This is a genomic window from Pseudomonas sp. K8 (assembly GCF_014889455.1).
Classification (GTDB): domain Bacteria; phylum Pseudomonadota; class Gammaproteobacteria; order Pseudomonadales; family Pseudomonadaceae; genus Aquipseudomonas; species Aquipseudomonas veronii.
In genome coordinates, this window is record NZ_VJWO01000002.1 from 273,222 (window position 1) to 298,702 (window position 25,481).

At 60.3% G+C, this 25,481-nt stretch carries 21 protein-coding genes; 13 read left to right on the forward strand and 8 right to left on the reverse strand.

Annotation, left to right across the window (positions count from 1 at the left end; translation table 11 throughout):
• Nucleotides 1–39 precede the first annotated feature (39 nt).
• From INT12_RS02665 to INT12_RS02675, 3 genes are all read left to right on the forward strand, one after another.
• The gene (locus INT12_RS02665; RefSeq protein WP_017848354.1) at nt 40–495 is read left to right on the forward strand and encodes a MaoC family dehydratase; all 456 of its coding nucleotides are present in this window, start codon (nt 40–42) and stop codon (nt 493–495) included.
• Between the two features lie 195 nt (nt 496–690).
• Nucleotides 691–2,409: a C13 family peptidase gene (locus tag INT12_RS02670; protein ID WP_017848355.1), complete on the forward strand. Its 1,719-nt coding sequence runs from the start codon at nt 691–693 to the stop codon at nt 2,407–2,409.
• 30 nt (nt 2,410–2,439) lie between these two features.
• Nucleotides 2,440–3,081 (forward strand): oxidoreductase, encoded by a 642-nt coding sequence (locus tag INT12_RS02675; protein WP_017848356.1) that lies wholly within the window; start codon nt 2,440–2,442, stop codon nt 3,079–3,081.
• Nucleotides 3,082–3,139: 58 nt separating this feature from the next.
• Here INT12_RS02675 and INT12_RS02680 read toward each other — a convergent pair whose 3' ends face one another.
• The 5 genes from INT12_RS02680 to INT12_RS02700 form a co-directional block, all read right to left on the reverse strand.
• On the reverse strand, nt 3,140–3,424 hold the full coding sequence (locus INT12_RS02680; RefSeq protein ID WP_017848357.1) for a YceK/YidQ family lipoprotein: 285 nt from the start codon (nt 3,422–3,424) through the stop codon (nt 3,140–3,142).
• Nucleotides 3,417–4,046 carry a flavin prenyltransferase UbiX gene (ubiX, locus tag INT12_RS02685; protein WP_010206807.1) on the reverse strand — a complete coding sequence of 210 codons (630 nt, stop codon included), beginning with the start codon at nt 4,044–4,046 and terminating at the stop codon, nt 3,417–3,419. Before ubiX ends, INT12_RS02680 begins: the two co-directional genes overlap by 8 nt.
• Nucleotides 4,043–5,392: a UDP-N-acetylmuramate:L-alanyl-gamma-D-glutamyl-meso-diaminopimelate ligase gene (mpl, locus tag INT12_RS02690; protein ID WP_017848358.1), complete on the reverse strand. Its 1,350-nt coding sequence runs from the start codon at nt 5,390–5,392 to the stop codon at nt 4,043–4,045. The genes ubiX and mpl overlap by 4 nt, the downstream gene beginning before the upstream one ends.
• 209 nt (nt 5,393–5,601) lie before the next feature.
• Nucleotides 5,602–6,678 carry a hypothetical protein gene (locus INT12_RS02695; protein ID WP_193039728.1) on the reverse strand — a complete coding sequence of 359 codons (1,077 nt, stop codon included), beginning with the start codon at nt 6,676–6,678 and terminating at the stop codon, nt 5,602–5,604.
• A gap of 211 nt (nt 6,679–6,889) precedes the next feature.
• Nucleotides 6,890–8,815: a sigma-54-dependent Fis family transcriptional regulator gene (locus INT12_RS02700; RefSeq protein WP_193039729.1), complete on the reverse strand. Its 1,926-nt coding sequence runs from the start codon at nt 8,813–8,815 to the stop codon at nt 6,890–6,892.
• 274 nt (nt 8,816–9,089) lie between these two features.
• On the opposite strand from INT12_RS02700, the gene INT12_RS02705 reads away from it, so the two are divergent.
• From INT12_RS02705 to INT12_RS02750, 10 genes are all read left to right on the forward strand, one after another.
• Complete coding sequence (locus tag INT12_RS02705; RefSeq protein WP_017848361.1) at nt 9,090–10,610, forward strand: aldehyde dehydrogenase family protein; 1,521 nt, start codon at nt 9,090–9,092, stop codon at nt 10,608–10,610.
• Between the two features lie 185 nt (nt 10,611–10,795).
• Nucleotides 10,796–12,229 (forward strand): ethanolamine permease, encoded by a 1,434-nt coding sequence (eat, locus tag INT12_RS02710; protein ID WP_017848362.1) that lies wholly within the window; start codon nt 10,796–10,798, stop codon nt 12,227–12,229.
• Between the two features lie 63 nt (nt 12,230–12,292).
• Nucleotides 12,293–13,687 carry an ethanolamine ammonia-lyase subunit EutB gene (locus tag INT12_RS02715; protein WP_017848363.1) on the forward strand — a complete coding sequence of 465 codons (1,395 nt, stop codon included), beginning with the start codon at nt 12,293–12,295 and terminating at the stop codon, nt 13,685–13,687.
• The gene (gene eutC, locus INT12_RS02720) at nt 13,684–14,517 is read left to right on the forward strand and encodes an ethanolamine ammonia-lyase subunit EutC (protein WP_079444783.1); all 834 of its coding nucleotides are present in this window, start codon (nt 13,684–13,686) and stop codon (nt 14,515–14,517) included. Before INT12_RS02715 ends, eutC begins: the two co-directional genes overlap by 4 nt.
• Nucleotides 14,518–14,609: 92 nt before the next feature.
• Nucleotides 14,610–15,068, forward strand: coding sequence for a GNAT family N-acetyltransferase (locus INT12_RS02725; protein WP_193039730.1), 459 nt, complete (start codon nt 14,610–14,612; stop codon nt 15,066–15,068).
• Between the two features lie 309 nt (nt 15,069–15,377).
• Complete coding sequence (locus INT12_RS02730; protein WP_017848366.1) at nt 15,378–16,034, forward strand: DedA family protein; 657 nt, start codon at nt 15,378–15,380, stop codon at nt 16,032–16,034.
• Between the two features lie 6 nt (nt 16,035–16,040).
• On the forward strand, nt 16,041–16,856 hold the full coding sequence (locus tag INT12_RS02735) for a zinc-dependent peptidase (RefSeq protein ID WP_017848367.1): 816 nt from the start codon (nt 16,041–16,043) through the stop codon (nt 16,854–16,856).
• A 107-nt stretch (nt 16,857–16,963) separates the two neighbouring features.
• Nucleotides 16,964–17,491: an inorganic diphosphatase gene (gene ppa, locus INT12_RS02740; RefSeq protein WP_003176323.1), complete on the forward strand. Its 528-nt coding sequence runs from the start codon at nt 16,964–16,966 to the stop codon at nt 17,489–17,491.
• A 214-nt stretch (nt 17,492–17,705) separates the two neighbouring features.
• Nucleotides 17,706–18,479, forward strand: coding sequence for a helix-turn-helix transcriptional regulator (locus INT12_RS02745; protein WP_169883818.1), 774 nt, complete (start codon nt 17,706–17,708; stop codon nt 18,477–18,479).
• A 358-nt stretch (nt 18,480–18,837) separates the two neighbouring features.
• Nucleotides 18,838–20,079 carry a tyrosine-type recombinase/integrase gene (locus INT12_RS02750; protein WP_193040977.1) on the forward strand — a complete coding sequence of 414 codons (1,242 nt, stop codon included), beginning with the start codon at nt 18,838–18,840 and terminating at the stop codon, nt 20,077–20,079.
• Between the two features lie 1,230 nt (nt 20,080–21,309).
• Here the strand turns inward: INT12_RS02750 and INT12_RS02755 are convergent.
• The 3 genes from INT12_RS02755 to INT12_RS02765 all read right to left on the reverse strand — a co-directional run bounded on the left by INT12_RS02755 (nt 21,310) and on the right by INT12_RS02765 (nt 25,169).
• Nucleotides 21,310–23,664 carry a TonB-dependent siderophore receptor gene (locus INT12_RS02755; RefSeq protein WP_193058753.1) on the reverse strand — a complete coding sequence of 785 codons (2,355 nt, stop codon included), beginning with the start codon at nt 23,662–23,664 and terminating at the stop codon, nt 21,310–21,312.
• 102 nt (nt 23,665–23,766) lie between these two features.
• Nucleotides 23,767–24,708: a FecR domain-containing protein gene (locus INT12_RS02760; RefSeq protein WP_319017403.1), complete on the reverse strand. Its 942-nt coding sequence runs from the start codon at nt 24,706–24,708 to the stop codon at nt 23,767–23,769.
• Entirely contained in the window at nt 24,705–25,169 is a 465-nt protein-coding gene (locus INT12_RS02765) for a sigma-70 family RNA polymerase sigma factor (protein ID WP_226925951.1), read from the reverse strand. Before INT12_RS02765 ends, INT12_RS02760 begins: the two co-directional genes overlap by 4 nt.
• Nucleotides 25,170–25,481: the final 312 nt, after the last annotated feature.

A 25,481-nucleotide genomic window follows, 5' to 3' on the forward strand; every position in this document is an offset into this window, starting at 1 on the left:
CGCACATCAATAAAAACCGATGAACCAAGGAGAGACGCAATGCCCTATGTACCCGTAGCGCAGCTCAAAGATTATGTCGGCAAGGAACTGGGACGTTCCGACTGGCTCACCATCGACCAGGCCCGCATCAACCTGTTCGCAGAAGCCACTGGCGACCATCAGTTCATCCACGTCGACCCGGTCAAGGCCGCGCAAACCCCGTTCGGCAGCACCATCGCCCACGGTTTCCTGTCGCTGTCGCTGATGCCCAAGTTGATGGAAGACATCCTGATCATGCCCGAAGGCCTGAAAATGGCGGTCAACTACGGCTTGGACAGCGTGCGCTTTATCCAGCCGGTGAAGGTCAATTCCAAGGTCCGCCTGAACGTGACCCTCACCGACGTCACCGAGAAAAAACCCGGCCAATGGCTGTTCAAGGCCACCGCCACCCTGGAAATCGAAGGCCAGGAGAAACCCGCTTACATTGCCGAGTCGCTGTCGCTCTGCTTCGTGTAACCGCCTCCTTCCTCCCTGTAGGAGCTGGCTTGCCAGCGAAAAGCCCCCAGACGCCACATTCCCCCTGAATGCCCGCGTTTTCGTTGACCACCTTCGCCGGCAAGCCGGCTCCTATAGGTCATCATTCCCCAACAGACCACTAGGTATGGCTCCTTCGCTGCGGCATACTCGGCGCTCAATTATCCGGATCCCGCTATGCGCCCACTCGCTCCCTTTGCCCTTGTCCTGTTGCTCACCGCTTGCGGAGACGGCGAATCGCTGTTGCCGCCCGATGCGCGCCTGCCCGACGGCGGCCGTTACCGGGGTGATGTGGTCAATGGCTTGCTGCAAGGCCAGGGTCGCGTGGACTACCCCAACGGCAGTTGGTACGCCGGCCAGTTCGACAAAGGCCAGTGGCACGGCCAGGGCGAATGGCATGGCAGCAACGGCGAAGTCTATAAAGGCCAGTTCCAGCAAGGCCTGTTTGACGGCCAGGGCAGCCTGACCACTGCGGGCAGCCACTATGTCGGTGGCTTCAAGCAAGGCCGGCGCAACGGCGAAGGCACCCTCAAAGAGGGGCAAATGACCTATCGCGGCGAATTCAAGGACGACCAGTATTCCGGCCTCGGGCGCCTGGAGCTGGCCGACGGCAGCCAATACCAGGGCCAGTTCGCCCACGGTAAGCCCAACGGCGAAGGCCAGCGCAACGACGACAGCGGCAACCAGTTCAGCGGCCACTTCGTCGATGGCCAGCTGGAAGGCAACGGCACCTTCAACAGCGCTGACGGCGACATCTACGTCGGCCAGTTCAAACAGAACCAATTGAACGGCAAGGGTCGCTACGAAAACGCCGACGGCGACGTGTGGATCGGCCAGTTCAAGGAAGGTGCCCTCAGCGGCAAGGGCGAGTTGATCGGCGTCGATGGCAGCCACTACATTGGCCAGTTCAGCGATTGGCGCTTCAGCGGCGAAGGCCGCCTGAACCTCACCGACGGCAGCTTCTATATCGGCGGTTTCGACAGCGACAACTACCAGGGCCACGGCACCCTGGTGCTCGCCGACGGCACCGTGCAGGCCGGCACCTGGGTCAACGGCATGCGCGTGCGCGACGCCGACGGCAAGCTGTTGCCCGACCCGTTGGAAATCGGCGTGCTGGCCCAGGGCCGCCTGCTCGATGCTGCCCTCGCCGCCGTGCCGCCTTCGACCCCCGCCGTGGAACTGTACACCCTGGTACTCGCTGGCGACGGCAAACAGAGCGTGTTCCTGCGCGAAGCCGATTACGTCAGCAACATGCTCGCCAGCCGCTTCGGTGCGCGCGGGCAGATTCGCCTGGTCAACCACCGCGACCATATCGCCGACCGCCCGCTGGCTACCCGCGAAAGCCTGCGCCGTGCGGTGCAGACCCTGGCCGAACGCAGCGGGCCGGAGGACCTGGTGTTTATCTACCTGACCAGCCACGGCACCCACGAAAGCGAACTGGTGCTCGACCAGCCGCGCATGGAGCTGGCCGACCTGCCGGCCGATGAGCTCGCCGCAGTGCTCACGCCGTTGAAGAACCGCGACAAGGTCGTGGTGATTTCCGCGTGCTACTCCGGCGGTTTCATTCCCGCGCTGAAAGACGAGCACACCTTGATTATGACCGCTTCCCGCGCAGACCGCGTGTCGTTTGGCTGTTCCGAGGAAGCCGACTTCACCTACTTCGGCGATGCCCTTTTCGCCCAAGCCTTCAACCAGACCGACGACTTGCAGCAAGCCTTCAAGCTGGCGCAACTGCACGTGACCGAACGCGAACAGGCGGACAACTTCGAAGCCTCCGAACCGCAGATCTGGGCCCCCAAAGGCGTGATCGCCCATTGGCAACTATTACGCAAGCAGCAAGCACGAAAGGCGCTCGAAAGCGTCTCAATGAATAGCAAGGAAGCTAAAGGCAACTAAGCTGTAACGTGTAACAAAGGGGGAAACACCATGTACCTGACGCCTCAGCATATTTTGCTCGCAGGAGCCTCTGGCCTGACCGGCGAACACCTGCTCGATCGCCTGCTCAACGAACCCACCGTGACCCGTGTGCTGGCGCCCAGCCGCAAGCCATTGGCCGAACATCCACGCCTGGAAAACCCAGTGGGCGACCCGGCGGTGGTCCTGCCGCAACTGCGTGGCCAGGTCGATATCGCCTTCTGCTGCCTGGGTACCACGATCAAGCAAGCCGGCTCCGAGGACGCCTTTCGCGCGATCGACCTGGACCTGGTCGTGGCCTTTGCCAAGCGCGCGCGGGAAATGGGCGCGCGGCACCTGATCGTCATCAGCGCGATTGGCGCCGACCCGAAATCCTCGATCTTCTACAACCGGATCAAAGGGCAAATGGAAGACGCCTTGAAAGCCCAGGGTTGGCCGCAACTGACCATCGTGCGGCCTTCGCTGTTGCTGGGGGAGCGCCTCGAACCGCGCCTGGCCGAGCAATTGGCCGGGCCGTTGTCACGGCTGATTCCAGGCAAGTACCACGGCATCGAAGTGTGCGAACTGGCACGCGCCATGTGGCGCCTGGCGCTGGAAGAGCAAGATGGTGTGCGTGTGGTCGAATCGGATGAGTTGCGCAAGCTGGGTAAATAAACCCGCCAACCGAGCTGCCAGCTCAACATGTGGGTTCAGATGGGGCCTGAGCGCGGAGTCACAGTCCTCCCGTGGCGTTGAACCCTACCCCCAACACCGTCAACACCGACAGCGGCAACAGCAGGGTATCGAGCAACGCGCTGGCTGGCAGGTCGACGCCGGGATAGCTCGGCGCCTCGGCACCAAAACGGTCCATCGCGCAACAGCCGCCGTTCATCGCATACAGGTCCAGCCGCGTGCCGGCGTACACCACCGGCGCGCCGGGCTTCGCCGCATCCAGCGTGCGCGCGGTGGCGCAGCCCGCCAGTTGCAACGCCAGTAACACCAACAACGCCTTATTCATCGCTGCTCAAATGGTGCTCACCCCAACGCGGGAGCATGTCCTGGGGAATGTTCAGCAGGTTGAGAATCCGCGCCACCACAAAATCCACCAGGTCATCGATGGTCTGCGGCTGGTGATAGAAACCGGGCGACGCCGGCAAGATGGTCACGCCCATGTTCGACAACTTGAGCATGTGCTCCAGGTGAATGCTCGAATACGGCGCCTCACGCGGCACCAAAATCAGCTGGCGCCGCTCTTTCAACGTCACATCGGCGGCCCGTTCGATCAAATTGTTGCAGGCACCCGTGGCAATCGCCGACAACGTTCCGGTGGAACACGGCACCACCACCATCGCCGCTGGCGCGCCGGAGCCGGAGGCCACCGGCGACATCCAATCCTCTTTACCGTAAACCTTGATCTGCCCCGCCGCCGCACCGGTGTACTCGGTGAGGAACGCCTGCATCATCTGCACCTTGGGCGGCAGCGCGACATCGGTCTCGGTGGCCATCACCAGTTGCGCGGCCTTGGAGATCAGGAAATGAACTTCACGCTCCTCGCGCACCAGGCAGTCGAGCAGGCGCAAACCATAGGGCGCGCCGGATGCGCCGGTCATCGCCAGCGTCACGCGCTCGGGCCCGCTCATTTCAGGGCCTCAGCCAATTTGCCGTGCAGGCCGCCGAAGCCGCCGTTGCTCATGACCACCACGTGGGTGCCGGGCGTGGCCTGTTGCTTGACGTGTTCAATGATGCCTTCGATCGAATCGCAGACCGTCGACGGCACGTGACACAGCGCCGCAATGGCGGGCAGGTCCCAGCCGAGGTTGGCCGGTGCGTACCAGACCACTTGGTCCGCATCATTGACGCTCTCCGGCAAACCATCGCGGTGCGCGCCGAGCTTCATGGAGTTGGAGCGCGGTTCGATAATCGCAATGATCGGCGCATCACCGACCCGCTTGCGCAGGCCATCAAGGGTGGTGGCAATCGCCGTCGGGTGGTGGGCAAAGTCGTCGTAGATGGTAATCCCATTCACATCGGCAACCTTTTCCATGCGTCGTTTCACACTTTTGAACGCACTCAGGGCCGCGATGCCCATGGAAGGCACCACGCCAACATGCCGTGCCGCCGCCAAGGTGACCAGGGCGTTGGCGACGTTGTGCTGGCCGGTCATGTCCCAGTCGACCACACCCTGGGCCTCGCCTTCGAACAGCACTTCAAATGTCGAACCGTCTTCACTGAGCAACCTGACCTGCCACTGCCCGCCCGCGCCGGTGGTTTGCACCGGCGTCCAGCAGCCCATGTCGATGACGCGCTGCAAGGCCGGCTCGGTGGTCGGGTGGATCACCAGGCCCTCACTCGGGATGGTGCGTACCAAATGGTGGAACTGCCGCTCGATGGCCGCCAGATCGGGGAAGATATCCGCGTGATCGAACTCCAGGTTATTCAGGATCGCCGTGCGCGGGCGGTAGTGGACAAACTTGGAGCGTTTGTCGAAGAACGCGCTGTCGTATTCATCGGCTTCGATCACGAAGAACGGCGTATCGCCCAGGCGCGCCGACACCGAGAAGTTCTGCGGTACGCCGCCGATCAGGAAACCCGGGCTCATGCCTGCGTGCTCCAGCACCCAGGCCAGCATGCTGCTGGTGGTGGTCTTGCCATGGGTGCCGGCTACCGCGAGTACCCAACGGCCTTGCAGCACATGGTCGGCCAGCCATTGGGGGCCGGACACATACGGCAAACCTTTGTTCAGTACGTATTCGACCGCCGGGTTGCCCCGAGACATGGCGTTGCCGATCACCACCAGGTCGGGGACCGGATCGAATTGGGATGGATCATAGCCCTGGGTCAATTCGATGCCCTGGGCTTGCAGTTGCGTACTCATGGGCGGATAGACGTTGGCATCGGAACCCGTCACATGGTGGCCCAACTCCTTGGCCAGAACCGCCATCGAGCCCATGAAAGTACCGCAAATACCGAGAATATGAATGTGCATGGTCGACCTCGTAAAACATCGAGGCAGGTTAGCGCAGGGAGGGGGAAATCGCACTCTTTTAGCGGTACACGCCAGCTCGATCGTCTGAATTCGGCCGGCAGTGCGGTCGTTGAGCCCGGTGCCGGCACCCGCCGTGACTGCACCGGACTCAGCGTATACGAGGGGTCACTATGGGGTGTCAATTAACGGCCTCCCCTGCATAACCCGCATCAGACAAACTGCATCGAGGATAGCGGCCCCTTCGGCTCCAACACCGTATTGATACGGGAGATCTGGTTTAAAACAGCCTGATTGCGTCGATCCAATGTTTCAAGGCGGCGCACAGGGTCTTTCTCGGTGGCGGCGGTATCACTTTTAAAGGGCCTGAATATAAAATCATTTTCCTTAGAGATTAATTCCAAGTTCGACTCGACGGTGTTGTATTGCTTTTCCAACATATCAAGTCGGGCAGTTGTCTCGGTTGGCCAATCGGGGCTTTTATCCAAGGCTTGACCCTCGCTCCCTTCGGTATAGGCCTGGATCGTATTACTGACCAAGAGCAGTTTTAATTCTGCATTGTCCAAGTGCAACGCCAGGTCTTGCGGCGATGAAGGACTCGGCGCCGATCCCGCCACACCGTTCTGTTGACTCGGCGCGGGCTGGTGCGCGGGAGGAAGTAAGGGGGTATTGGCGCTGAACGCCCCCTTGATCTGCTCGCCACTCCATACGGAGCCTGCGTAAGTACCAATACTCAATGGCGTACTGACCAAGCCGTTGACTGCGGCATTCACGAAAGCGTCCCGTGTCACGGTTTTCAGATCTGGCCCGGTCTTGAACACGCCAGCCTTGACCAGGCGATCGGCAGTGACGAGGTTTTGCGCCACCTCGCCAAACGTCTTGGGAACGGGGTGAGACCTGGAAGGAAGGGTAGAGCCCCCGAACCGGTTGTTATTAATCAGATCTCGAAAGGGCTTATTAGATGCATGAGTGGAAGGTGGGTTTGAGAAAAACGGTCCCTTATTAACCTGATTATATTGACCGGGCGTCCCAGACGGCACGCGGGAAGTGCTATGCGTCGGCCTGCGGAAAAAACGTCCGAAATCAATTCCCCTTTTGCTACGAACCTGCGTGTCCGAGTTCAAACGTTCAGCATCATAAGTAAGCTCGGAGCGATCATTTTGCCAAGTAGCCGAAGCGGCGTTGCGCGGGTTACCGGTCGATCCAGTATTATTGGCAGCTTGAGTAACATCAGCTGAAACGTCACTGGACGGTGCTGTAGTGTAAGTTGGAACACCTGTAACATTCATAATCATCACCTTAGTCAGTCAATAAAAACTTGCATTCACTGGGTGACAAAAATATCTATCTCAGTTCCACCGAAACAACATTACATGCATTTACTTCCGCGCCAGCCAGGACACACTTTCTCAACAATTAACCCACAAAAGCAAAAACAGTAAATCCCCCTACAACCAACAATTAAAAACCGCTCCCACACACTCGACAACAACTTACGAATTACAACGCCGAACGCAGTTCAATGCCATGTTTGCGTAACTTTCGATATAACGTGTTGCGGCTCACCCCCAACCGTTCAGCCACAAGGGTCATATGCCAGCGCTGCTGCGTCAGGACCTTCAACAATGCCAGGCGCTCGGCATCCTCAAGCAGCGACAGCGGGGGGACATCCGCAGCAGGCATAGCCAAGGACGCCGGGCGGATCATCGGCGGCAAATCATCGACACCGATCAACGCGCCGTCACACAGTGCAACCAGGGTACGCAACACCGTGCGCAACTGCCGCACATTGCCCGGCCAGGCGAACGCCAGCAATGCCTGACGCGCGCCGGCATCGAGCGTTATCGTCTGCTCCCCGGCTTCCTGGGCCAGCAGAAAATCCAGCAATTGCGGCTTATCACTGCGCTCGCGCAACGGCGGCAAGCCGATTTCGAGGCCATTGAGTCGGTAGTACAAATCTTCACGAAAGCTGCCTGCCTGCACACGCTGCAACAAATCACGGTGGGTGGCGCTGATGACTCTCACGTTTACCGCCTGGGGCTCGCCGCCGATGGGCACCACCAGGCGATCCTCCAGCACCCTCAAGAGCCGGGTTTGCAAAGCCAGGGGCATGTCGCCGATTTCATCCAGGAACAACGTGCCCCCATCTGCCTGTTGCAGCTTGCCGCGCATGCCTTCCTTGCGGGCACCGGTGAAACTGCCGCCGCGATAGCCGAACAGTTCGCTTTCGATCAGGCTTTCCGGGATGGCGGCGCAGTTGAGCGCAACAAAAGCCTTGTCCGCACGCTGGCTGGCCTGGTGTACGGCCTTGGCGAAGGCCTCTTTGCCGGAACCGGTTTCACCGTTGACCAGCAGCGGCACATCACGTTCGAACACGCGCAACGCCTTGCGAAAATCGCTTTGCAACGCGGAATCGCCCAGGCAGATACCGAGCAGACGCTCGGGCTTGGCGGCAACCACCGGCTGCGGCGGTACGGGCACCGGCACACTGCGCGGCTGGCCGCGCAACGCGGCAAACAGATGTCGACCGTCCCGCGTCCGCAGCGGCCAACTCGCTGTGGCATTGGCGCTGGCGCGGCCCAGCAGTTGATCCAGGGTGCATTCGAAAAGCACTTCCACAGGCTGCCCCAGCAAGCCACCACGCATCTGCCCCAACAGGTTCAGGGCACTTTGGTTGACTGCGCAAATGCGCCCTTCGCCGTCGAACGCCAGCAGCCCTTCACTGAACAAGCCCACGGACTCCGCCTGCAAGTGAAAACGCAGCAGCCAGTGGTGTTCAAAGTGACGCAGGAAGTAACAACTCTCGATCATCTTCGCCGACAGGTTGACCAGCGCCATGGTGTGGAACTGGCTCTGACGCGACACCGCTTCCCGCGCCGACGACACGTCCAGCACCGCCAGCAACTCACCATGGGGATCGAACACCGGGCTCGCCGAACAGGTCAGCCCGGTGTGGCGCCCGCGAAAATGCTCATCGCGGTGAATGGTCAACGACTGGCGCTCCACCAGGCAGGTGCCGATGCCATTGGTGCCTTCGCAGGCCTCGCTCCAGTCGGCGCCGAGCCACAACCCGGCGCGCTCGAAAATCTTGCGCTCGGACGGCGCGGTGACGCAGTTGAGGATCACCCCGCGCGCGTCGGTGAGCAACACGGCGTGACCGGCGCCCGAAAGTTGCTGATGCAGGCTGTTCATCTCGCCGCCAGCGATGTGCAGCACTTGCTGCAGGCGCTCGCGGCTTTCCAGCAGACGGCCATGTTCGAGCACGGTGGGGGCGATGCTCAGCGCAGGGTCGAGGTGATAATCCTCCAGGCAACGCAGCCAGGAGCGGGCGATGGACGGGTCGCTGCCAGGGCCCTGGGAAAGGTCTTGCCCACGGGTCACGGTCAAGACTTGCTGGGCATGGCGACTGAAATGATCGTGATGCATGTTCTTATTATTCTCCCTGCGTGAGAACGTCCAGCATCCCCCAGCCACCCGGCCATTGCAATCCCGCGCCGACCCACCGGTCACAGGTTGTACCGTGCATGGCACAAACTGTCACACAGACTGTACCAAGGCTGGCACAGCCGCACTTTTTGGCTCTCGCCAACCCCCTGATTTAACTGGCTTGCAAGGCAGTGGCCCGACCTTTGCTCTACGCTTTATCAAGCGCTTGCCGCGCTGCACTCCAATAAACATAAAAAGCCAGGAGATACCCACCATGCGTTACGCACACCCCGGTACTGAAGGCGCCATCGTTTCGTTCAAGGCCAAGTACGGCAACTACATCGGCGGCGAATTCGTGGCGCCGATCGATGGCAACTACTTCACCAACACTTCCCCGGTCAACGGCAAGCCCATCGCCGAATTCCCGCGCTCCACCGCCAAAGACATCGACAAGGCGCTGGACGCCGCGCATGCCGCCGCCGACGCCTGGGGCAAAACCTCTGCCCAGGACCGCTCGCTGGTGCTGCTGAAGATCGCCGACCGCATCGAACAGAACCTCGAACTGCTGGCCATCACCGAAACCTGGGACAACGGCAAGGCCGTGCGTGAAACCCTCAACGCCGACATCCCGCTGGCCGCCGACCACTTCCGCTACTTCGCCGGTTGCATCCGCGCCCAGGAAGGCAGCAGCGCCGAAATCAACGAACACACCGCCGCCTATCACTTCCATGAGCCCCTGGGCGTGGTCGGCCAGATCATCCCGTGGAACTTCCCGCTGCTGATGGCCGCCTGGAAACTCGCCCCGGCCCTGGCCGCCGGCAACTGCGTGGTGCTCAAGCCGGCCGAGCAAACCCCGCTGGGCATCAACGTGCTGATGGAAGTCATCGGCGACCTGCTGCCGCCGGGCGTGCTGAACGTGGTACACGGTTTCGGCAAGGAGGCAGGCGAAGCCCTGGCCACCAGCAAGCGCATCGCCAAGATCGCCTTCACCGGCTCTACCCCGGTGGGCGCGCACATCATGCATTGCGCGGCCGAGAACATCATTCCGTCCACCGTTGAATTGGGTGGCAAGTCGCCGAACATCTTCTTCGCCGACATCATGAAAGCCGAACCGCAATTCATCGAGAAAGCCGCCGAAGGCTTGGTGCTGGCGTTCTTCAACCAGGGCGAAGTGTGTACCTGCCCATCCCGCGCGCTGGTGGAAGAGTCGATCTACGACGACTTCATGAAAGTGGTGATGAAGAAGGTCGCGTCGATCAAGCGTGGCGACCCGCTGGACACCGACACCATGGTCGGCGCCCAGGCGTCCGAGCAGCAGTTCGACAAGATCCTGTCGTACCTGGAAATCGCCAAGGGCGAAGGCGCCGAGTTGCTGGCCGGCGGCAAGGTCGAGAAGCTGACAGGTGATCTGGCCACCGGCTATTACATCCAGCCGACCCTGCTCAAGGGCACCAACAAGATGCGGGTGTTCCAGGAAGAAATTTTCGGCCCGGTGGTGAGCATCACCACCTTCAAGGATGAAGCCGAAGCCCTGGCGATCGCCAACGACACCGAGTTCGGCCTCGGCGCCGGCCTGTGGACCCGCGACATCAACCGCGCCTACCGCATGGGCCGGGCGATCAAGGCGGGCCGCGTGTGGACCAACTGCTACCACCTGTACCCGGCGCATGCCGCGTTTGGCGGTTACAAGAAGTCCGGCGTCGGTCGTGAAACCCACAAGATGATGTTGGATCACTACCAGCAGACCAAGAACCTGCTGGTGAGCTACGACATCAATCCATTGGGCTTCTTCTAACCCAACACCGCCGGGGCGATAACCGCCCCCCGTAGGAGCGAGCTTGCTCGCGAAGAACCTCAACGATTACGCGGATAGCCTGGCTCTGCGCGGTGCTCTGAAGTTTTTCGCGAGCAAGCTCGCTCCTACATTACCCGGCGACAACTTGTCGGGACCAAAACAATAAGAATGAAAGGTACTTTCCCATGCCTAGCGAACCCACTGGATCCTCCGTCGACTTCGAAAAAGTCGATTCCCAATACTTCCAACAACGCGAACTGAAAAAAGGCGCCGCCGGCTGGGTGCTGCTGGTCGGCCTTGGCGTTGCCTACGTGATCTCCGGCGACTACGCCGGCTGGAACTTCGGCCTGGCCCAGGGTGGCTGGGGCGGCATGTTCCTCGCCACATTGCTGATGGCCACCATGTACCTGTGCATGTGCTTTTCCCTGGCCGAACTGTCTTCCATGATCCCTACTGCCGGCGGTGGCTACGGTTTTGCCCGCAGCGCCTTTGGCCCTTGGGGCGGGTTCCTGACGGGCACCGCGATCCTGATCGAATACGCCATCGCCCCCGCCGCCATCGCGGTGTTCATCGGCGCCTATTGCGAGTCGTTGTTCGGCATCGGCGGCTGGATGATTTACCTGGCGTTCTACATCATCTTCATCGGCATCCATATCTTTGGCGTGGGTGAAGCCTTGAAGCTGATGTTTGTCATCACCGCCGTCGCCGCCATTGCACTGGGCGTGTTCCTGGTGTCGATGGTGCCGCACTTCAACGTCGCCAACCTGCTCGACATCCCGGTGACCGACGCCAAGGGCGCCAGCACCTTCCTGCCATTCGGCTACGTCGGCGTGTGGGCGGCGATTCCGTATGCGATCTGGTTCTTCCTGGCAGTCGAAGGCGTACCGTTGGCCGCCGAAGAAACCAAGAACCCGAAGCGCGACCTGCCTCGCGGCCTGATCGGCGCCATTGTGGTGCTGACCAGTTTTGCCCTGCTGATCCTGGTGATTGCACCGGGCGGCGCCGGCACCTACGCGCTGATCAAGTCCGGCAACCCGCTGGTTGAAGCGTTGGCGCTGTCTTACGGCGGCTCGACGTGGATGGGCAGCTTCGTCAACCTGGTCGGCCTGGCGGGCTTGATCGCCAGCTTTTTCTCGATTATCTACGCCTATTCGCGGCAGATCTTCGCGTTGTCCCGCGCCGGCTACCTGCCGCGCAAACTGTCCCAGACCAACAAAAGCAAGGCGCCGGTCCTGGCGCTGGTGATCCCCGGCATTATCGGTTTCGGCCTGTCGCTGACCGGCCAGGGCGACCTGCTGATTCTGGTGGCGGTGTTTGGCGCGACCATTTCCTACGTGCTGATGATGGCCGCGCACATCACGCTGCGCATCCGTCGCCCCAAAATGGATCGTCCGTACCGCACGCCGGGCGGCATCTTTACCTCCGGCGTGGCCCTGGTATTGGCCTGCGTGGCCGTGGTGGCGGGCTTTCTGGTCGACCCGCGAGTGGTGATTGGCGCTGCAATCATCTATGGAGTATTAATTGCTTACTTTGCTTTCTACAGCCGGCATCACTTGGTAGCAGGCACGCCGGAAGAAGAGTTCGCGGCGATCCAGGCCGCAGAGGCCGCCTTGCACTGACTGCCGTAAACCTCGACGCGGGCGCCTTACCCATATTCGCCCGCGTCATCAAGGAGACACTGTATGGCAAGTTTTTCCCACGCGGTGGGTGCATCGACCTACCGCTTCGACAGCCTCAAGGACGTGATGGCCAAGGCCAGCCCCGCCCGTTCAGGCGACTTCCTCGCTGGCGTCGCCGCACAGAACGATGGCGAGCGGGTGGCGGCGCAAATGGCCTTGGCGAATATCCCGCTGAAGCACTTCCTGCAAGAGGCGCTGATTCCCTATGAAAGCGACGAAGTCACCCGACTGATCATCGACACCCACGATAAACAGGCGTTTACCGCCGTCAGCCACCTGACCGTCGGCGGCCTGCGCGACTGGCTGCTCAGTGACGCAGCCGATGAACAATCCCTACGCGCCTTGGCGCCAGGGCTGACACCAGAAATGGCCGCCGCCGTGTCGAAGATCATGCGCGTGCAAGACCTGGTGCTGGTCGCGCAGAAGATCCGCGTGGTCACCCGGTTTCGCGGCACCATGGGCCTGCGCGGCCGCTTGTCGACCCGCCTGCAACCCAACCACCCCACCGACGAACCGGCGGGCATCGCGGCGAGCATTCTCGACGGCCTGTTGTACGGCAACGGCGACGCCATGATCGGCATCAACCCGGCCACCGACAGCATCGCCTCGATCTGCGCCATGCTGGAGATGCTCGACGCGATCATCCAGCGTTACGAAATCCCCACCCAGGCCTGCGTGCTGACCCACGTCACCACCTCCATCGAAGCCATCAACCGTGGCGTGCCGCTGGACCTGGTGTTCCAGTCGATCGCCGGCACCGAGGCGGCCAACGCCAGTTTCGGCATCAGCCTGAGCGTGCTGCAGGAGGGCTACGAAGCAGGCCTGAGCCTGAACCGTGGCACCCTCGGGCAAAACCTGATGTATTTCGAAACCGGCCAGGGCAGCGCCTTGTCGGCCAACGCGCACTTCGGCGTCGACCAGCAAACCTGTGAAACCCGCGCCTACGCCGTGGCCCGGCACTTCAAGCCGTTCCTGGTGAACACCGTGGTCGGTTTTATCGGCCCCGAGTACCTGTACAACGGCAAACAGATCATCCGCGCCGGCCTCGAAGACCACTTCTGCGGCAAGCTGCTGGGGGTGCCGATGGGTTGCGACATCTGCTACACCAACCACGCCGAAGCCGACCAGGACGACATGGACACCCTGCTGACCCTGCTGGGCGTGGCCGGGATCAACTTCATCATGGGCATTCCCGGTTCCGACGACATCATGCTCAACTACCAGACCACCTCGTTCCACGACGCCCTGTACGCCCGCCAGACATTGGGTTTAAAGCCGGCGCCGGAGTTTGAACAGTGGCTGGCGAACATGGGCATTTTCACGCAAGCCGACGGCAAAGTGCGTTTCGGCAACAGCCTGCCACCGGCGTTTCGCCACGCCTTGGCGCAATTGGGATGAAGGAGCCGCCCGTGCAACCAGACCTACCCGAAAACCCGTGGCTGGAACTGCGTCGCCTGACCCCGGCGCGCATCGCCCTGGGCCGTACTGGCACCAGCATCCCCACCAGCGCACAGTTGGACTTCCAATTCGCCCACGCCCAGGCGCGGGACGCGGTCCACCTGCCCTTCGACCATGTCGGCCTCAGCACTCAGCTCGCCGAACGCGGGCGTGACAGCCTGTTGCTGCACAGCGCCGCCGTCGACCGCCACAGCTACCTGCAACGCCCGGACCTGGGGCGGCGTCTGAGCGATGAGTCGGCCCAGGCCCTGCGCGACCATGCGGCGGCTAACCCCGGCGGCGTCGACCTGGCCGTGGTGGTGGCCGATGGTCTGTCGGCGTTGGCGGTACATAAACACACGTTGCCGTTTCTCACGCGCATGGAGGAACAGACCCACGCCGAAGGCTGGTCCTTGTCACCGGTGATCCTGGTGGAACAGGGCCGCGTCGCGGTGGCCGATGAGATTGGCCAGCTACTCGGCGCCAAGATGGTGGTGATCCTCATCGGTGAACGACCGGGGCTCAGTTCGCCGGACAGCCTGGGCCTGTATTTCACCTACAACCCCAAGGTTGGCCTCACCGACGCGTACCGCAACTGCATCTCCAACGTGCGCCTGGAGGGTTTGAGTTATGGCATGGCGGCCCACCGCCTGCTGTACTTGATGCGCGAGGCCTGCCGCCGGCAGTTGTCGGGGGTCAACCTCAAGGATGAGGCGCAGGTTCAGACCATCGAGTCAGATGACCCGGACTTGGTGAAAGGCAATTTCCTGCTCAGCCCGCCCACCGACTGATCCCCGCACGATTGCGCTTTTTCGCGTCTTTAGGCAGCATCGAGTCACGGCCGCTCGCGTGGTCATATACCATCTGGAAGTTGAGGCCTGGCATGCGGATCACTCAAGCGACCCTGGAACACCTGGACCTGTTGACCCCGTTATTCGTCAAATACCGCGAGTTCTACGGGGCGCTGCCGTTCCCGGACTCTTCGCGGGCCTTCCTGGAAAAACGCCTGCGCCGCAAGGAGTCGGTGATCTACCTGGCCCTGGCCGATGACGACGACAAGCGCTTGCTCGGGTTCTGTCAGCTGTACCCGAGCTTTTCTTCGTTGTCGCTCAAACGGGTGTGGATCCTCAACGACATCTACGTCGCCGAAGACGCGCGCCGGCAATTGGTAGCCGACAACCTGATGCGCGCGGCGAAGAAGATGTCCAAGGAAACCCATGCAGTGCGGCTGCGGGTGTCGACCAGCAGCAACAATAACGTGGCGCAGAAGACGTATGAGTCGATGGGTTTTCGCGAAGACAGCGAGTTCAAGAACTACGTGTTGCCGATCAGCGAAGACTGACCCCATCCCCAAGCCCCCCCAAAGTCCCTGTGGGAGGAGCTTGCTCCCGATAGCCGTGGACCAGTCAGACTATTTATAACTGGCACGACCCGATCGGGGGCAAGCCCCCTCCCACATTTGGTTCTGTGGTGCTCTGGGAGCCGAGTGCCATGACATCACCCGCTACAAAACCCACACACTCTTTTCACTTCTCAATCCGTATAATGCCGACCTTTCAGGATTGTAAGAAGCGCGACAAATACTTGTAGCCTTATTACCCGAGCCTCCGCACAGGCCTGCTGAGTCGGGCCATTCACACAGGTGCCATCCATGGATTTCAACCCGCTTGACCTTATCCTGCATCTCGACGTCTACCTCGACCTGCTGGTAAAAAATTACGGTCTGTGGATCTACGCCATTCTGTTCCTTGTAATCTTTTGCGAAACCGGCCTGGTGGTCATGCCGTTCCTGCCGGGTGATTCATTACTGTTCATTGCCGGCGCGGTGGCGGCGGGTGGCGGCATGGACCCGGTCTTGCTCGCCGGTCTATTGATGTTGGCAGCGATCCTCGGCGACAGCACCAACTACGTGATCGGGCGAACAGCCGGCGAACGCTTGTTCAGCAACCCGAACTCGAAAATCTTCCGCCGCGACTACCTGCAAAAAACCCACGACTTCTACGACAAGCACGGCGGCAAAACCGTGACCCTGGCGCGTTTCCTGCCGATCCTGCGCACCTTTGCGCCGTTCGTTGCCGGTATCGCGAAAATGCCCTACCCGCGCTTCTTCGGCTTCAGCGTGCTGGGCACCGTCTTCTGGGTCGGCGGCCTGGTAACCCTGGGTTACTTCTTCGGCAACGTGCCGTTCATCAAGAAAAACCTCTCGCTGCTGGTGGTGTTCATCATCCTGCTGTCGCTGGTGCCGATGATCATCAGCGTGTTCCGCAGCCGCTTTGGTCGCACGTCCACCGAAGCCAAGTCGCAGTAACCTGCGATGTGGTCCCTCAGCGCCTGGCGTCGCCGGCGCCTGTTGGCCAGGCACCCGATTGCCGATGACACCTGGCAGCGGGTGCGCGAGCACCTGACCTTCCTCGACGGCATCAGCGCCGAGCAAGACCAGTGGCTGCGCGAAGCCTGCGTGGTGTTTCTCGCCGAAAAACACCTCACCGCCCTGCCCGGCGTCGAGCTGCACCAGGAACAACGCCTGCTGCTCGCCGCCCAGGCGCAACTGCCACTGATGAACCTCGGCGATCTCGACTGGTATCAGGGCTTCCACGAGATCGTGCTGTACCCCGACGACTTCCTCAGCCCGCAACGTCATCGCGATGCCAGTGGCGTCGAGCACGAGTGGGACGGCGAGCACAGCGGCGAAGCCTGGCAACAAGGCCCGGTGATCCTCGCCTGGCCCGGCGTGCTGGCCAGCGGCAACTGGGAAGGCTACAACCTGGTGATCCACGAACTGGCGCACAAGCTCGACATGCTCAACGGCGACGCCAACGGCCTGCCGCCCCTGCACCACGACATGCGCGTGCAAGACTGGGCCCGCGTGATGCAAGGCGCCTACGATGAGCTTAACCGCCAGTTGGACGCCAACCCCGACGCCGAAACCGCCATCGACCCCTACGCCGCCGAAAACCCGGCGGAATTTTTCGCGGTCACCAGCGAATATTTTTTCAGCGCGCCAGATTTATTGGTGGAAAGTTATCCACAGGTGTACGCCCAACTCAGTCATTTTTACCGCCAGGACCCTCTGGCCCGCCTCGCGCAGCTGCAAGCGCACGACCCGCGTTATCAGCCACAAGGCGAATGACTGTACGACGTCTGGTGCATGGCATCGGCGTCAGAATATGCCTATAATCGCCGCCACTTTTAGGCCAATCCGGCCATGTACATGGCCAACTACGGGGGCAACGCCCAATGAGCTACAGCAAGATTCCGGCTGGCAAAGACCTGCCGAACGACATCTACGTCGCCATCGAGATTCCGGCCAACCACGCGCCGATCAAATACGAAATCGACAAAGACAGCGACTGCCTGTTCGTTGACCGGTTCATGGCCACCCCGATGTTCTACCCGGCCAACTACGGTTTCATCCCCAACACCCTGGCTGACGACGGCGACCCCCTCGACGTGCTGGTCGTAACCCCTTACCCGGTTACTCCAGGCTCGGTTATCCGCGCGCGTCCAGTCGGCATCCTGAACATGACCGACGACGGCGGCGGCGATGCCAAAGTCATCGCAGTGCCCCACGACAAGCTGTCCCAGCTGTACGTGGACGTGAAGGAATACACCGATCTGCCGCCACTGCTGCTGGAACAGATCAAGCACTTCTTCGAGAACTACAAAGACCTCGAAAAAGGCAAATGGGTGAAGATCGACGGTTGGGGCAACGCAGATGCCGCCCGCGCCGAGATCATGAAGTCGGTCGCCGCCTACAAAGGCTGATACCGGCTCCTCATTGCTGCGGCAATCAAAAAGGCTCCGATCATTCGGGGCTTTTTTTGTGGAAAAATTTAAACACCAAGTTCAATTATTAACACTCCATGTTGAACTAAGCAGCACCAACGAAAGATCAGGCTACAACTAAGTAAAAACCTACACCGGCAATTGAACGCATAGTTTATTTGATCTATTTTCCCGGCCAGTAAACTCAGCGTTTATGAATACATCAGGTGATCGCTTAAAAGCGCTATTACGGGAAGTTCATCTTTCCGCTTCCGACTTCGCCAAGAACCGCGGCGTCACGCCTCAGCACGTGAACAACTGGTTCAAACGCGGTGTTCCCATGGGCCGACTCAACGAAATCGCAGAACTGCTGTGCGTCTCCAGCCGCTGGCTGCACGCCGGTGTAGGCCCTAAACACCCACCGGCCAACTTCCTGTTGGACGCTCAAGATGCAAGGAAAGCATTGCCCACCCGCGAAGAAAGCGGCAAATACCTCACAGGCCCCGCCCGTTCCCCGGAAACAATCGATGTGGAGATCACCCTCCATCCGTCCTTCACCTCAACCGAACGTATCCGCCTCTCCCGTCACACCCTCGAGACCTTAAACGTAAACCCCGACCGCGCCCTAGGCGCCTACATGGTCGACAACAGCATGGTCGACATCATCCAACAAGGCGCCACCCTCGCCATCGACCGCGGCCGCACCCAAATCGTCGACGGCGAAATCTACGCCGTCGAACACGACGACATGTTGCGCATCAAATACCTCTACAACCGCCCCGGCGGCGGCCTGCGCATGCGCAGCCACAACGCCGGCGAACACCCCGACGAATACCTGACCTTCGATCAACGCTTCGAACAGAACTTCCAGATTGTCGGCTGGGTGTTCTGGTGGTCCACCCTCAACAACCGCCGCCCACCCGTGCCGCTGGATGAACACCTGCTGGGCTGGGAAGGCTCTAAATCGGATACGGAGGTGGGCAACTGAGGTGAATGTGGGTATCATGCGCCGCACATTTGGCAGGGGCTGGTTTTAGGCCATTCACCCTGCCAGGCGATGCGGAAAAACGCCCGCGGATGCCCCGACTATTCAGCCAGACGCGATGTTGGCTGAGCGATTTGAAGGCTGGTGAGGTTTGTCAAAAACAAGCTGAGGCGGTCCCCGAGAAGCCGGCCACAAGCCGGCTTTTTAACGCTTTTTTGAAAGCCAGCCTCATCTACTGAAATCCTCGACAGCCTTGCTAGAACAATGCTTTCAGCCTATTTTTGTTCCTGTGACTTCTGTTTTGATCCGCCCTCTTCCACGACCAAGTGGGGGAACCGGTGGGGGAACTGAGGGTAGAAAAATGGGCAAGCTGACCGCGAAACAAGTCGAAAATTTGACCGTTCCAGGAACCTATGAAGACGGCGATGGATTACGCATGGTCATCAAGGACTCAGGTCGGAAATTTTGGGTGCTGCGCTTCCAGCTACACGGCAAACGGCGAGAGATGGGGCTGGGTGGCTATCCTCAACTCAATCTGAAAAAAGCCCGCGCCGCCGCGTATGAACATAAAGTCCAGATCCTCAACGGCACAGATCCCCTAGCCAAACGACAGGCTGAACAAGCCACTCAGCGTGAAGCTGAACGCCGAGAAATGGCACAGCTAATTACCTTCGAGAAATTGGCCGCCGACTACCGAGATGCCCATGGCTTGAGGTGGTCGGAGAAATGGCGAAAGGGCTGGCTGAGAAAACTCGAGCTCTATGCCTTCCCTACAATAGGAAAGCTGTCAGCTAACCAGATCGAGACCAAACATTTGATCAAGGTCCTCCATCCACTATGGTCGACCAAAACGCGGACGGCTGACGAAGTACGTGGGCAAATCGAACAGATACTCGATGCCGCCAGAGCCCGCGGCCTCAGGACCGGAGAGAATCCTGCACGCTGGCGCGGCCACCTGGAAAATCTGCTCAGCCGGCATGAGAAAAAGAAAGCTCGCAAACGCCAGCATCATCCTGCGCTGAAATGGCAGGACCTGCCGAGGCTCATGGAAGCCTTACGTAGGGACCCCAGCCACGCGTCTGTCGCGGCTCAGTTACTGATTCTAACCGGCGCTCGCTCGCATATGGTCCGATTCTCACGCTGGGATGAGTTTGACTTGGTGTCGGGTCGATGGTCTCTGCCTGATGAGCGCATGAAAACCCGGCAAGCGTTCGCGATCCCCCTGGCTCCAGAGGTGGTTTCACTTTTGAAAGGCCTTCCGAAAATCAACACAAGAAATCCCTACGTTTTTCCCGGCCACGGCCGAAGCGGCGTGATGCATGCTAATGGCATTCGCAATCTGCTACATGCACTGGGTTACGAGCACATCACTCGTCACGGTTTTCGCTCAACCTTCCGGGATTGGGCAGGTGAAAAGACGCCTTTCCCAAGAGATATCTGCGAGCTCGCACTGGCCCATGACGAGCGCGGGGAAACGGAAAGCGCGTACTCTCGATCAGACTTTTTTGATAAGCGACGGGAGCTGATGAACGCATGGGCTATCTACGCTACATCCACACCTGAGCACGCAGATAAGGCTCAACACGAAACATCGGGGGAATGATGAGGCGGCGACCGCTGAATGCGTCGGACCTTGGGGCGCATGCATCAAGGCGACAATCCCGCAACCGTGGTTAAACCAACATTGGTGTAGGACCACGAGTTCTCTGGTTACCAATTTTAAAGCCGGACCCCTTTAAGCAGGGATGCGTAGCCTCCCTGCTTAAAGGGGTCTCACTTAAAAAATCTAAAGCCCACGCAACTGTCTGTGGAAAACCACCGGTGGATAACTTCATCCACAGCCGCAGACATCCCGAAAATTCAAGCCTTGACCCGAATTATCCACAGGCGTAGAAGAGATCGGGCAAAGCGCTGTCGTTGACAGCAACCCAGGTAGCCAGAACCTTTGAGGCTACGCCACACCGTGGTGGTTCTCCCAAAGTGTGATTAGCGTCCGGCGGCTCGCACGATCACAGCGATGTGATGGATGCCTACTTTTACCAGTGTGCCCACTGCGGCAACCTCCCCCTTTCATAGCTGCCCTGCAGCAACCTATCCGCTTGGCCATTTCATTGCGCCAACCTACGCCCGTCTCTTTCTTCCGGAAAGAGACGGGCGCTCCTACCGCTGCTGCAGCCCAACTCGTACAAGGCTTTGCGGCATTCCCCCTCGTGACAATCGGCGTGACAAACACCGAAGTCACCAGCAACAGCGATGCAGATGATGATGCCGCAGCCCACGGAATGGGCTGCACCTGACTGACAGTCAGGCACGCCCCGGTCATCGCATTACTGCCTTCACCCGACTCAGGATCTCGCGGCGCCGGTCTCGTCAGCCAGCGCAGCCTCCACCCGCCCACTTCCTCGGGAGTGTTCAGGAGGCCAGATCATGAGATGCCCAAGCTCCCGGTCGTAAGGAGTCGCAAGTCCCGCGTTAGTGGACAACCCTCACAGGTCGCAGGGGCCTTGATCCCTGATAACACTCAACATTCTTGGCGGGATGACGTGGGGATGGCTTTAAAAGTTTGGCTTCGAGAGGAGTTTGATTCATGGTACTGGTGGCTAGGTGAGAAGGGCGAAATTTTGGCTATAGTGGGTAACTGAAACGGCGCCGTGCGGCGACGCTACTATTAGTATTCGCTGACCGTGCAATTGCTCACTATTCGATTAGGGTGCTCGACCGCTAAGCGAGGTGAGAGAACGGCCAGATCAGCTCAAACACTCCAACAACTTCCGACCGTTTCGCACTCAGCTTTCACACTGCATGCGTAGTGCCTCAACCGCCCTGTGAGCTATCACCACTTATACGTAATCGAACCAATCAAACTACGCTCATCGCCATACCGGCACGTGGTGTTGCAGTACAGATATTTCCTATCAAACAGGTTCTGCGCTTTAGCCTGCAGTTGCCAATTGCTGTCCACATCATAACTAACCAGCGCATCTACCAGCGTATAAGCCGGAATCTTTCCGTCATAAACACTCGGTGTAGTCCGCGTAGTCCCTATGTACCGGGCGCCAGCCCCCACGCGCAGGCGCTCCAGGCCGAGGCTCGCCAGCCGGTAGCTAGCCCACAGGCTCGCGGTGTTATAGGGCACGCCCTCGATGCGTTTACCTACGTTACTCGCGGTCTGGTCTTCCAGTACGTGGGTATCGGTGTAGGCATAGCCGGCACTGAGTTGAAGATTCTCGGTGAGGTTGGTCTTGGCTTCGAGCTCCAGGCCTTTAGAGCGGGTTTTACCATATTGCACGTAGGTGTTGGTGAGGCTGTCGAGGCTCAGCGAGTTGTCCTGGTCGAGCTGGTAAACGGCGGCGCTGAGTAGAGTATCGGTGCCGGGCGGCTGGTAGCGCAGGCCGATTTCGTATTGTTCGCCTTCCAGCGGGGCAAAGGCGTTGCCGAAGGCCGGGTTGCTGACGCTGGCCGGCTGGAATGATTGGCTGTAGCTGATATAGGGCGCCAGGCCGTTGTCCGCGAGGTAGACCAGACCTACACGGCCGGTGGCTTTTTTGTCGTTGCGGGTAGCACGGGCGTCGGTGGCAAATGTGGTGGTTACGCTCTCAGCCCAGTCCTGGCGGCCGCCGAGCAGCAGTACCCATTTGTCGTCGAAGGTGATCTGGTCTTGCAGGTAGATGCCAGCCTGGCTGCTGTGCAGGTCACTGCCGGTGTCGGCAGCAGTATTCGCGCCGACACCGGTGTATTGCGGGTTGGCCAGGTTCAACGACGGTGCCAGTTGGGCCAGGGTCGAGCTGATAAAGCGGTGCGAATCGTAGGTCTTGTGGTAGTAGTCCACGCCCAGCACCAAGTCGTGCTGCCAGCGCCCGCTGTCGAAGGTGAAGTTGAGGTTATTGTCGCTGGTCCAGCCAGTGGAACGCTCTTCGCGGGCGCTGTAGCGGCGCAGCAGTCGGCTACCACTGACAGACACGGGAATCAGGTAGTCCCAATTCGTATTGGCCTGGAAGTAACGAAGACTGTGGTTGACGGTGAGGTTGTCGTTGAAGCGGTGCTCGAAGAGGTAGCCGAGTGTGTCCATGCGGTTGGTGAAGTGGTCGTAGCCGGGTTCACCCACAAACTGATTGCGGCCGATCTTGTAGCCGGCGGTGTTGCTGTAGCTGCTAAGCGCGTAGCTCATCGGCGGCGAGAAACCGGTATAGGTGTCCTGGTGGCTGGCGAGGACGGTCAGCGAGGTATCGTCGTCGGGTTTCCAAGTCACGGCCGGGGCGATGTAGCGACGATCATCATCGACGTGGTCAACCTGGGTACCGCTGTCGCGCCAAAGGCCGGTCAAGCGGTAGCTGAACTGGCCTTGGTCATCCAGAGGGCCGCCGAGGTCGATGGTGTACTGGCGGCGGTCGTAGTTGCCCAGTTCCAGTCCGATTTCGTGCAGCGGCGTTTCGGTAGGACGCTTGCTCACGGTATTGATCATGCCGCCCGGTGAGAGCTGGCCATACAGCACGGACGAGGCGCCTTTGAGTACCTCGACGCGCTCCAGGCCATAGGCTTCGACACTGCCATCGTAGGGGTTCGATTGCAGTTTCATGCCATCGCGCAGGATACCCCCGGTTCCGGCGCCGACGTTGAAGCCACGTAGGGTGTAGTCGTCGGCGGTGCGGCTGAAACTGGCGGGCTGGCTGCTGAACCCGGGGGTGTACTTGAGCGCGTCGGAGAGGTTGTCGCTTTTACGCGTGTTGAGCTCTTCGCGAGTCACTACCGACACGGATTGTGGGATTTTTACCAGTTCCGTGCGGGTTTTTGTGCCGACCGAGGAGCGTTGAGCCACATAGCCGGCGTCGGCGATTTCCCCGTTCTGACGGATTGCGTTGATAGTGGTGGCGTCCAGGGTCAGGCCATCACCGGTTCGTTGCACGCTCAGGGCACCACTTGCGGTGACCAGCACACTCAAGCCGGTGCCCGCCAGGCTCTGGCGTACCGCTTCACTCGCACTCAGGTGACCGCGTACCACCGACGACTGACGACCTGCCACATCAGCCGGAATAAACAGCACCTGCTGGCCACTCACCTGACCAATACCTATCAGAGTCGCGCGCACGGCGCCGGCGGGCAGGTTGAAGTCATAGGCGGTTTCGGCCGCCTGCAGGGTAAAGCTGGCCAGACAGCCGGCAAACAACGGCAAAAGGAGGTTGGGATGCATGAGCGGGCTCGCAGAAGTACGGAAACGAGTGCGCGGAATTCGCGCGTCTATCAGGTATGTGACGCGAGCCCGGGATATTTTCAGGGGTGTCAGGAAAAAAATTCAAACACGTTCGATTCTCGTCCATACGCCCAGCCAGTTATCGATGCGCAACGGCAGCACATCCTTGAGCGCGGCCAGCGCGCCACGCGTGTCATCCAGGGTGAACACCCCGGAAATCCGCAATGCCGCAGCCTCCGCCGAAACGTGCAGCATCCCCTGGTGGTAAGGCGCCAGGTGCTCGATCACCTGACCCAGAGACTGGTCATGCACTTCGAGCAGCCCACTGGTCCAACTGCGTTCGTCAACATAGCGCGACGGGAGGTCCCGCCAGCGGTTGCCATCGAATGCCAGGCCCTGGCCGGTGACAAGGTGCTGGCTGTGATGGGGCGTACGCAAATGCAAGGAACCTTCCAGCGCCCACACTTGTGGCTGACCGGCCTGCATCGCCAACAGGCACCGCCCACTGTCGAGCCAGACCTCGCCCCACGGGCACGCCAGCACGAACGGTCGCGCCGGGTCGCTTCGCACCTGGGCCTGCAAAGCGCCGCGCAACAGTTGGACGTGACGCTGCCGAGGGTTGAAATTCAGGTCGACGGAACTCTGGGCGTTGAGTTGCAAGGTCGAACCGTCTTCAAGGGTGAACGTACGGCGTTGGGCGGTCAACGTGCGCAGGTCGGCGCGCAAACGTGCGTGTAACGGCCCACCCGGCATGGTCAACAACTGCCCACCGACAGCCATCGCCCCCAGGCCGAGGGCGCCACGTAGAAAACGTCGACGACTGTACCCCGCATCGCACAGCGCATGGACGGCGGCCTGCTGCTGCACCAACGGCGCCACGGTACGGTTCAACTGCTGCTGCAAGGTCTGCCATGCACGCAGATGACCAGGATCGGCGGCCAGCCACAGCATCAATTGCTTTTGCTCCTGCTCAGTGAACGCCCCCGAAGCACGCCGCGCATACCACTCGATCGCCTGTGCCGCCGCCGCGGACACCGTCGTCACCGAACGTCCCGATAACACGCCGTCAGTCCCTGCACAACATACTGATGTACCCGCGTCACCGACACCCCCAGCTCATCGGCGATGCGCGTGTAAGTCAGGCCATCGATCTGGCTATATAGAAACGCCGCGCGGGCCTTGGACGACAAGCCATCCAGCAATTGATCGACAGCCATCAACGCCTCCATCACCACCCAGTGTTCCTCGGGGGAAGGCTCGGTCGGCTCGGGCAAAGAGGCAAGGGCGTCAAGATAGGCACGTTCGATATCATTGCGCCGCCAGCGGGCGAACATCAGCCGCTTGCCAATGAGGCTCAACAAAGCCCGGGGCTCGCGAATGGCGTGGGGGTCCGGCAGCGCCACCACCTGAGCGAAGGTTTCGGCGGCCATATCGGCGGCATCCTCGCGGCAATGCAGGCGCAGGCGCAGGCGTTCGAGCAGCCAGCCGTGGTGCTCGCCGAACAAGCGATGGAGCGCCTGCTGGCGGGGGTCTTGGTTTGCCGGATAAGTAGGAAACACAGCAGGTGACTTCCGCGCTAATGAAAACTATTCGCAATAATGGTGCGATCGCGGCCTGATTGCAAGGGTGGGCGGTGAGTGTTAGTCGAGAGCGACTAATAATCGATGTTCGGCCTGCGGGCGAGAGTATGTGCGCATTCCACGCCATCCGGCCACCCAGCCCACCAACATCCGGCCACCTATTCCACGCTCATCCGGCCGGGCAGTCGGAGCGCAGCGACGCAGGTTTGCATTGTTAGTCTGAAGTCTCTGTCGCCG